Below are 205 nucleotides of genomic sequence, written 5' to 3'. Positions count from 1 at the left end.
TAAGGACAAGTTGTGACGGGGAGCGAAATAATAGTAGCGAAGTTCCTGATGTCACACTGCCAAGAAAAGCTTCTAGTGAGAAAACAACTGCCCGTACCGTAAACCGACACAGGTAGTCGAGGAGAGTATCCTAAGGTGAGCGAGCGAACTCTCGTTAAGGAACTCGGCAAAATGACCCCGTAACTTCGGGAGAAGGGGTGCTGAC

General features: G+C 49.8%; 1 rRNA gene. It reads left to right on the top strand.

The features are described 5' to 3' along the window. A 23S ribosomal RNA gene (locus AB3I72_RS13855) occupies nt 1–205 on the top strand; the annotation flags it as partial.

It is taken from the genome of Enterococcus sp. GC34, assembly GCF_040886645.1.
Taxonomy (GTDB): Bacteria; Bacillota; Bacilli; order Lactobacillales; family Enterococcaceae; genus Enterococcus; species Enterococcus faecalis.
Note: the sequence above shows the minus strand (reverse complement) of the source record. Positions and strands in the feature narration are given on the sequence as shown.